Annotated in this window: 5 protein-coding genes and 1 pseudogene; all 6 read left to right on the top strand. The window is 39.8% G+C overall.

Going from position 1 to position 9,502, the window contains the following annotated elements; all coding sequences use genetic code 11:
- Positions 1-3,790 (top strand): annotated as a pseudogene (gene ataA, locus AAV97_RS07340) (trimeric autotransporter adhesin AtaA); the annotation flags it as partial.
- 64 nt (positions 3,791-3,854) lie between these two features.
- Positions 3,855-4,649, top strand: coding sequence for a trimeric autotransporter adhesin/peptidogylcan-associated protein TpgA (gene tpgA / locus AAV97_RS07335; RefSeq protein WP_009585404.1), 795 nt, complete (start codon positions 3,855-3,857; stop codon positions 4,647-4,649).
- Positions 4,650-5,244: 595 nt separating this feature from the next.
- Positions 5,245-7,074 (top strand): dihydroxy-acid dehydratase, encoded by a 1,830-nt coding sequence (gene ilvD / locus AAV97_RS07330; RefSeq protein WP_004825762.1) that lies wholly within the window; start codon positions 5,245-5,247, stop codon positions 7,072-7,074.
- A 254-nt stretch (positions 7,075-7,328) separates the two neighbouring features.
- Positions 7,329-8,684 carry a hypothetical protein gene (locus tag AAV97_RS07325; protein ID WP_046760229.1) on the top strand — a complete coding sequence of 452 codons (1,356 nt, stop codon included), beginning with the start codon at positions 7,329-7,331 and terminating at the stop codon, positions 8,682-8,684.
- A complete protein-coding gene (locus AAV97_RS07320; RefSeq protein WP_004825764.1) occupies positions 8,662-8,952 on the top strand; it encodes a chorismate mutase in 291 nt (96 codons plus the stop codon). The genes AAV97_RS07325 and AAV97_RS07320 overlap by 23 nt, the downstream gene beginning before the upstream one ends.
- Before the next feature lie 56 nt (positions 8,953-9,008).
- Complete coding sequence (locus AAV97_RS07315; protein WP_005034942.1) at positions 9,009-9,386, top strand: surface-adhesin E family protein; 378 nt, start codon at positions 9,009-9,011, stop codon at positions 9,384-9,386.
- Positions 9,387-9,502 lie beyond the last annotated feature (116 nt).

Here is a 9,502-nt window from a genome sequence, read left to right as displayed (position 1 = left end):
GATCGGCACTGACACAGCAGGTAATAGTGTTGTGACCAGTGGCGGAACTAAAATTAGTAATGTTGCGAATGGTGTCAATGCAAGTGATGCAGTAAACAAAGGTCAATTGGATAGCTTAAGTACAGGTCTTACCAATACAGGCTTTGGTTTAAAAGCAGCAGATGGCAACACCGTTCACAAAAAATTAGGCGAAGCAGTTGAAGTTGTCGGTGCCGACAGCAACATCACCACGAAAGTTGCAGGCGGTCAGGTTGCGATTGAGTTAAATAAAAACCTCAACAACTTAACTGGCATTACCGTGAACGATGGAACCAATGGCACCAATGGTTCAACTGTGATTGGTAAAGATGGTATTTCGGTTAAAGATGGTTCAGGCAATACCATTGCAGGTGTAGATAACACAGCGTTGACAGTTAAAGATGGCAGTGGCAACACAGAAACCAGCATGAACCAAGCGATCAACACGTTAAAGGCAGCGCAAGGTGAAACTGACAAGTTTGCAGTGAAGTACGACAAAAATACGGATGGTAGTACCAACTACAACAGTATTACTGCAGGCAATGGTAACGGTACTGCAGCAACGATCGGAACTGACACAGCAGGTAATAGTGTTGTGACCAGTGGCGGAACTAAAATTAGTAATGTTGCGAATGGTGTCAATGCAAGTGATGCAGTAAACAAAGGTCAATTGGATAGCTTAAGTACAGGTCTTACCAATACAGGCTTTGGTTTAAAAGCAGCAGATGGCAACACCGTTAACAAAAAATTAGGCGAAGCAGTTGAAGTTGTCGGTGCCGACAGCAACATCACCACGAAAGTTGCAGGCGGTCAGGTTGCGATTGAGTTAAATAAAAACCTCAACAACTTAACTGGCATTACCGTGAACGATGGAACCAATGGCACCAATGGTTCAACTGTGATTGGTAAAGATGGTATTTCGGTTAAAGATGGTTCAGGCAATACCATTGCAGGTGTAGATAACACAGCGTTGACAGTTAAAGATGGCAGTGGCAACACAGAAACCAGCATTAACCAAGCGATCAACACGTTAAATGCAGCGCAAGGTGAAACTGACAAGTTTGCAGTGAAGTACGACAAAAATGCTGATGGCAGTGTGAACTATAACAATGTCACTTTAGCAGGTACAAATGGCACAATAATCAGAAATGTTAAAGCGGGTGCTGTGACCTCAACATCTACTGATGCCATCAATGGTAGCCAATTATACGATATTGCAAACAGCGTGAAGAATGCAATTGGTGGTTCAACTACCAGAGATGTAACGACTGGTGCAATCACAACGACCAATATTGGTGGTACAGGTTCAAACACGATTGATGGTGCAATCAGCAGTATTAAAGATTCAGCGACTAAAGCGAAAACCACGGTAAGTGCTGGGGATAATGTTGTCGTTACATCGGGTACCAATGCAGATGGCTCAACAAACTATGAAGTTGCGACAGCGAAAGACGTTAACTTTGACAAAGTAACTGTAGGTAATGTTGTTGTTGATAAGGCAAATGACACGATCCAAGGTTTGAGCAATAAAGATCTAAATTCAACTGATTTTGCGACCAAAGGTAGAGCTGCGACTGAAGAACAGTTGAAAGCAGTGATTACCAGTAATATCACGGAAGTTGTGGATGGTAATGGCAACAAGGTGAATATTATTGACCAAGTTGTAAATACCAAACCTGACAATAAGAACCAAGATTCATTGTTCTTAACGTATGACAAACAAGGTCAAGAAACCACAGATCGCCTAACGATTGGTCAAACGGTACAGAAGATGAATACTGATGGTATTAAATTCTTCCATACCAATGCCGATACATCAAAAGGTGATTTGGGTACAACAAATGACTCAAGTGCAGGTGGTTTAAACTCTACAGCAATTGGTGTAAATGCGATTGTTGCGAATGGTGCAGATAGTTCAGTTGCTTTAGGTCATAACACCAAAGTCAATGGTAAACAATCAATTGCAATTGGTTCTGGTGCAGAAGCTTTAGGCAATCAATCGATCAGTATTGGTACAGGCAATAAAGTCACTGGTGATCATTCGGGTGCGATTGGTGATCCAACTATTGTAAATGGTGCAAACAGCTACTCTGTGGGTAATAACAACCAAGTACTTACAGATGACACTTTCGTACTTGGAAACAATGTCACCAAAACTGTTGCTGGTTCAGTAGTATTGGGTAACGGTTCAGCTGCAACGACAGGTGCTGGTGAGGCAGGCTATGCCTTATCTGTAGCAACAAATGCAGATAAAGCCGCGATCACTAAAACTACGTCAAGCACTGGTGCTGTTGCAGTTGGTGATGCGTCGAGCGGTATTTATCGTCAAATTACCGGTGTTGCTGCGGGTAGCGTAGATTCAGATGCTGTGAACGTTGCACAGTTAAAAGCGGTGGGTAACCAAGTTGTAACGACTCAAACTACATTGGTGAACAGTTTGGGTGGTAACGCTAAAGTAAATGCAGACGGTACGATTACAGGACCAACTTATAATGTTGCTCAAGGTAATCAGACCAATGTTGGTGATGCATTAACTGCGCTTGATAACGCAATTAATACTGCGGCAACAACATCTAAATCGACTGTTTCTAATGGTCAGAATATTGTTGTCAGCAAGAGCAAAAATGCAGATGGTTCAGACAACTATGAAGTATCAACAGCAAAAGACTTGACAGTTGATTCTGTCAAAGCGGGTGATACGGTTCTGAATAATGCAGGTATTACAATTGGCAATAACGCAGTTGTATTGAACAACACTGGATTAACCATTAGTGGTGGACCAAGTGTTACTTTGGCAGGCATCAATGCAGGCAATAAAACCATTCAAAATGTTGCGAATGCAGTAAATGCAACAGATGCAGTCAACAAAGGACAATTGGACAGCGCAATTAACAATGTGAATAACAATGTTAATGAGCTTGCCAACAACGCTGTTAAATATGACGATGCATCAAAAGATAAAATCACACTTGGTGGTGGGACAACTGGTACAACGATCACCAATGTGAAAGATGGTACGGTTGCACAAGGTTCTAAAGATGCTGTGAATGGCGGTCAATTGTGGAATGTTCAACAACAAGTAGATCAGAACACAACTGATATTAGCAATATCAAAAATGATATTAACAACGGTACTGTTGGTTTGGTTCAACAAGCAGGTAAAGATGCACCAGTGACGGTTGCAAAAGATACTGGCGGTACAACGGTGAATGTCGCTGGAACAGATGGCAACCGAGTAGTGACAGGTGTTAAAGAAGGTGCAGTGAATGCAACATCTAAAGATGCTGTCAATGGTAGTCAATTGAATACAACCAACCAAGCGGTAGTCAATTATCTTGGTGGAGGAGCAGGTTATGACAACATTACAGGTAGCTTCACAGCTCCAAGTTATACGGTAGGTGACTCGAAATACAACAATGTTGGTGGCGCAATTGATGCATTAAACCAAGCAGATCAAGCATTGAATAGCAAAATTGACAATGTCAGTAACAAGTTGGATAACGCATTCCGTATTACCAACAACCGTATTGATGATGTAGAGAAAAAAGCCAATGCTGGTATTGCCGCTGCGATGGCTCTGGAATCAGCACCATATGTCCCAGGTAAATATACCTATGCAGCAGGCGCAGCTTACCACGGTGGTGAAAATGCGGTAGGTGTGACTTTACGTAAAACTGCAGACAATGGTCGTTGGTCGATTACAGGCGGTGTAGCTGCAGCGTCTCAAGGCGATGCAAGTGTTCGTATCGGTATCAGTGGTGTGATTGACTAATTCACTCGACAGGGAAGATCTTCGGGTCTTCCTTTTTCTTCGAAAATTTTTTAAGAGAGAAAAAATGAAAGCATTTAACAAAAAAATTATGTTTGGTGTATTCAGCGGTCTTGTGATGTCATTGAGCCATGCTGCTGAAGTCGAAAGTGCAAATACGCAAGAAATCCATTTTCCTGAAATCAAAGACAGCTATTTAAAACAAGTGAACCGTTATGAATATGACGATGTCGCACGTTTAGACAAGGGATTAACCAAAGATCAGATTCGCCATATTTTGGGAAATCCTCAATTCTCTGAAGGTCTTTTTGCGGTTAAGACATGGAATTATGTATTGGATATTCGTGAGCCTAACTCAAACCAATATAAGCGTTGCCAATTACGCATAGATTTTGATAAGCAATACCGTTCAGACAATCTATATTGGAAAGGTGAACAATGCCAAGGCTTAATGGCTTGGGGGATTAATAATCAGTCTGAGACTGAGCAAACGACTCTAGCACCTGGTGGGCAGTCTGCAAGTGTTTTGTTTTATTTTGATCATGCGGATAAAAATGGTGTAAAGAACGCTGAAGTGATTCGTAAAATCGCAGATCAGATTAAACAATCTGATGCGAATAGCCCTGTTTTTGTGGCTGGATATACTGATCGTTTAGGATCATTTCAGTATAACCAACGTTTATCTGCCCAAAGAGCGAATACAGTCGTTGAACTCTTGAAGCAACAAGGCATTCGTGGCGAGCAAATTCAGTACAGTGCTGAAAATAAAACAGATGTGTACCAAAAGTGCGCAGGGATCAATAAAAAGATCCAACTGGTTGAATGTCTAGCACCTAACCGTCGTGTGAATATCACGTGGTAAGTCTTATTTATTCAATCTAATTTTGGATAATCCAAACAAAAAACGATATGTGTTCCACATTATCGTTTTTTGTTTTTTGAGCAGGTGTTGATTAAAAAATCAAGGAGCTGATGAGATTGCAAAAATTTCCAATTAATTTAAAACAATAAAGTACGCAAATGATGAAAAAACAGTTGTGTTAATGATTGGCTTGGGGTTTACCTTTCTGGCACAAGCATTTGATAAAAAAGTAATGATATTTCGATTATCAATATTTGAGCTTCTATGAATAGAGATCTTTTATAAAATTAAATTTAGTGATTATTGTTAAATGATAAATATTATTTATTAAAAAATAAAAAATTATTCATAGAAGTTTTGTGTCTAATCTGGCGTGTTAGCGTTATATTAAATATCAATATTCATTTATCTCTAAACCCTGTTGAAATATAAGTAAACACGTCTTGTTTAAAAAAAGATCATACTCAAGGTCATTGGTTCTACGTTAACTTATAGTATGATGTGTACATATTTCGACTGATTTATTGCTATATCAGTTTTATTTAGCCAGAGTGAATCTGATTCATTTCAAGCTCAAACAATGTTGGAAATACAAATGCCTGACTATCGTTCAAAAACATCGACACATGGAAGAAATATGGCTGGTGCACGTGGCTTATGGCGTGCAACAGGAATGAAAGATGAAGATTTCGGTAAGCCGATTATTGCGGTAGTCAACTCATTTACCCAGTTTGTGCCTGGTCATGTCCACCTTAAAGATTTAGGTCAACTGGTTGCGGAACAAATCCAAGCAGCTGGTGGTGTGGCAAAAGAATTTAATACCATTGCCGTGGATGATGGTATCGCAATGGGGCATGATGGCATGCTGTATTCATTGCCTTCACGTGATTTGATTGCAGACTCTGTCGAATATATGGTCAATGCACACTGCGCAGATGCCATGGTGTGTATTTCAAACTGTGACAAAATTACCCCAGGGATGTTAATGGCAGCGATGCGCTTAAACATTCCAGTGGTGTTTGTGTCGGGTGGACCAATGGAAGCGGGTAAAGTTAAAATCCGTGGTACAGAACGTGCAATTGACTTAGTTGATGCGATGGTGGTTGCAGCCGATGATAATTTTACAGATGAAGAAGTAAAAGAATACGAGCGTTCAGCATGCCCAACATGTGGTTCATGTTCAGGTATGTTCACAGCAAATTCGATGAACTGTTTGACAGAAGCATTGGGGTTGTCGTTACCAGGAAATGGTTCAACATTAGCAACGCATGCTAACCGTAAGAAACTATTCGAAAAAGCAGGTCAATTGGTTGTTGAATTGGCAAAACGCCATTATGAACAAGATGATTACACGGTATTACCACGTTCGATCGCAACCAAAGCATCTTATGAAAATGCCATGACGCTCGATATTGCGATGGGTGGTTCAACCAATACCGTATTGCATTTATTGGCTGCTGCCAGTGAAGCAGGTGTTGACTTTACCATGGATGACATTGATCGTTTATCGCGTAAAGTGCCTGTATTATGTAAAGTTGCTCCTGCAAAGCAGGATGTGCATATGGAAGATGTGCATCGTGCCGGTGGCATCATGTCCATTCTCGGTGAATTGGATCGTGCAGGTTTATTAGATACATCGGTACACACTGTGCATGAGCACACCTTAAAAGATGCATTGGATAAATGGGATATTATTCGTACAGAAGACCCAGTGGTATATGAGTTCTTCCGCTCAGCGCCAGGTGGTGTTCCAACTCAAACAGCATTCTCACAAAATCGCTATTACCAGACTTTGGATGGCAATCGTGAAACAGGTGTGATTCGTAATGCTGAACATGCTTTCTCTAAAGATGGTGGCTTGGCAGTATTGTATGGCAACATTGCTGTAGATGGGTGTATTGTTAAAACAGCAGGTGTTGATGATTCAATTTTAAAATTTAATGGAACTGCACGAGTATTTGAAAGCCAAGATGCTGCAGTAGATTCAATTTTAGGACATGAAATTAAGGCTGGTGATGTGGTTGTGATCCGTTATGAAGGACCACGTGGTGGACCGGGTATGCAGGAAATGCTTTATCCGACCAGTTATTTAAAATCAAAAGGCTTAGGTAAAGAATGTGCTTTACTGACAGATGGACGTTTCTCTGGAGGTTCTTCTGGCCTTTCAATTGGTCATGTATCACCTGAAGCTGCTGAAGGTGGTGTGATTGGATTGGTTGAAGATGGTGATTTGATTGAAATTGATATTCCAAATCGTACCATCAATCTTGCTGTGGATGAGGCGACCTTAGCTGCTCGACGTAAGCTTCAAGATGAAAAAGGGTGGCAGCCTGCTGAGCAACGTCCGCGCAAGATTTCAAAAGCCTTGAAAGCTTATGCTATGCATACCACCAGCGCTTCAAAAGGTGCAGTGCGTGAAATCTAAGCGCTAAAATAAAATAGATCATTAGTTTGAGCTAAAAAGCATCCATAAATGGGTGCTTTTTTATTGGATTGACCTAATGGTTTAAATTTTATCAGGTTTTGGGATATTGATCATTCAGAACCGAATTGTTATAAATTTGCTTATGACTGATCAGCATCAATTTTTTCAGCATCTTCATTGAATGAATGGTATGCTTGAGCGAGTTTCAGTCAGTTTTCTCTCATTTATTTAGTGCTTATTTTGAGGCTCTTCCCATGTCACTGCTACGCCGTTGGTTTGATCCAATCCGATCGAGTTGGTTTTACCAAAAACCGGTTCGCCAAGAGGTGTTATCTACGGAACAAGGGCTGAGTATCTATCTGCGTTTAGATGATGTGTATAGTTATCTTGCGGTACAACAATTAACGCAATTGGATGATATTTTAGCTGATGATTTAAAACCCTTGAAGGTGATTATTTCCAATACATCGGCAGAACCCCCCAATGGGATGACGGTAGAAGAATGGCGCAATTATTGTTTAGAAGATGCCAAAATCTTAGCCAACCAACACCGTTTTAGTTATGATGATGAAAAACCAGAACAACCCTCTCCAGAAGCATTAAAACAAGCAGAAATCATTCTGAGAAATACACCGCTTACAGGTCAGAACTTTCTTTATTTACTCGAAGACGTCTTTCATATGCTGTGGCAACAACAGTATGGAAAATTACGAACGTTGTTTGTTATGGCGAGTCAGCACCAAAAACCACAAAATTTCCCTGAACGCATTTTTAATCATACCCCTATTTTAGAAAGCTATTTTGAATTTGGTGGGCGAAAGTATCATGCGGTGGATGATTTATTGCGTTTGACTCGCCGTCTAAAACAACAAAAATTATTGACGGGTAATCCGATTTTCTTAATCAATCACATCGAATGGCGTGAGCATTTGATGAGTGATGCAGAAGAGCTTGCTGAAATCCAGTCCATGCACCCAGAACTCGATTTATATATTGCTTTAGAAGACCCAATCAGCTGGTTATTGCTGGCTTATATTAAAGAAGAACTTGCTAATTATTATAATATTCAATTGAATTTGTATCCGTTGAGCTATCACGGTCGAGATGCTTTTGACTGGAGTTTGGCAACACGTCTTTCCAAGCGTTCTGAAGTGAAATTTACACCATTTTGTCGTCCAACGGCTGAAAGCACTTTAAATATGGCACGGCTATATTACAGTGTGCCCGAAGAACAGCGCGTAGATGTCATGTATGACATATTGCAAGCTGTGTGGACCAAAGGGCGTGATTTGTCCTTTAAACCTCACTTGCAGCAAATCCAGCAAGACTTAGCAATCGAAAAATTAACAGAGATTGACGTTGAAGCTTTATTAAAAGTGAATGATCAGCAATGCGCTGAAAAGCATCAGCCCGATTTTCCAGTTTTAGAATTGCGTATTGAAGGAAAGCGTTACGTATTTAATAGTCTATATCGCGTTTGGATGATTGAAAGTATTTTTAGTAATGTGTTAGAACATAAATATAAAACTGAAAATGCGTTAGAACGAGCTCAACACATGAGCGAAGCACAGGATGTAGAAAAAACCAATGATCAAAAAAGAGAAGTGTGAATCTTTAGAACAAGTCCGTGATCGAATTGATCACTTGGATCAAGAATTGATTGAATTAATTGCAGCACGCCAATATTATGTGGATCAAGCGGTTCGATTTAAACGTACAGCGGAAGATGTACAGTCACCAGAACGTGTACAGCAGGTGATTAATAAAGTACGTCAAAAAGCCATTGATGTTGGAACGAATCCTGATTTGATCGAAATGCTTTATCGGGAAATGATTCAGCATTTTATTCAGCGAGAATTAAAAGAAATTCGCCCATAATTGTGCAAGAATTTTAAGTTTTATATTTCATCATTTATTTTACTTTAGAGAACGGTATGAAAAAAATTATTTTAATCTGCATAACAACAATGTTGAGTCAGTATGCACTTGCGGAAAATTGGAAATTAATTATTAAAGATCCAGATGGAAGCTTTTATTTAGATACGGATCGCCTCGTGAAAAAAGGCAAAACAGTCGATTATTGGGCAAAGTTTGTTGCTGATGCCGATAATGAAGAGCTCGAAATGAAAAAAGGTGACTATACTTTATCGCATAATTTAGACCATTGTGTAGAGCGCACGACCAGCATTAGTTTAGTCGAAGATTACTTAAAAAATGGTGAATTGATTAACCGAGATGATCAAGCTTCTGATCCTAGCACGGTGGATGATGATGAAATCAATTTGGCTTTCTTTCAATCAGTCTGTAAATAATCATAGAAAATCTGGATTCATTTTAACTTTTCAGTATATTTGAAAAAAATCCCTTTTTTAAAAAGGGATTTTTTTATGAATCAATATCCAAAAAAATTAATGGATCTAAGCAAGGC

It is taken from the genome of Acinetobacter sp. Ag2, from assembly GCF_001005515.1.
GTDB classification, from domain to species: Bacteria; Pseudomonadota; Gammaproteobacteria; order Pseudomonadales; family Moraxellaceae; genus Acinetobacter; species Acinetobacter bereziniae.
This window is presented reverse-complemented; position numbering and strand designations above follow the sequence as displayed.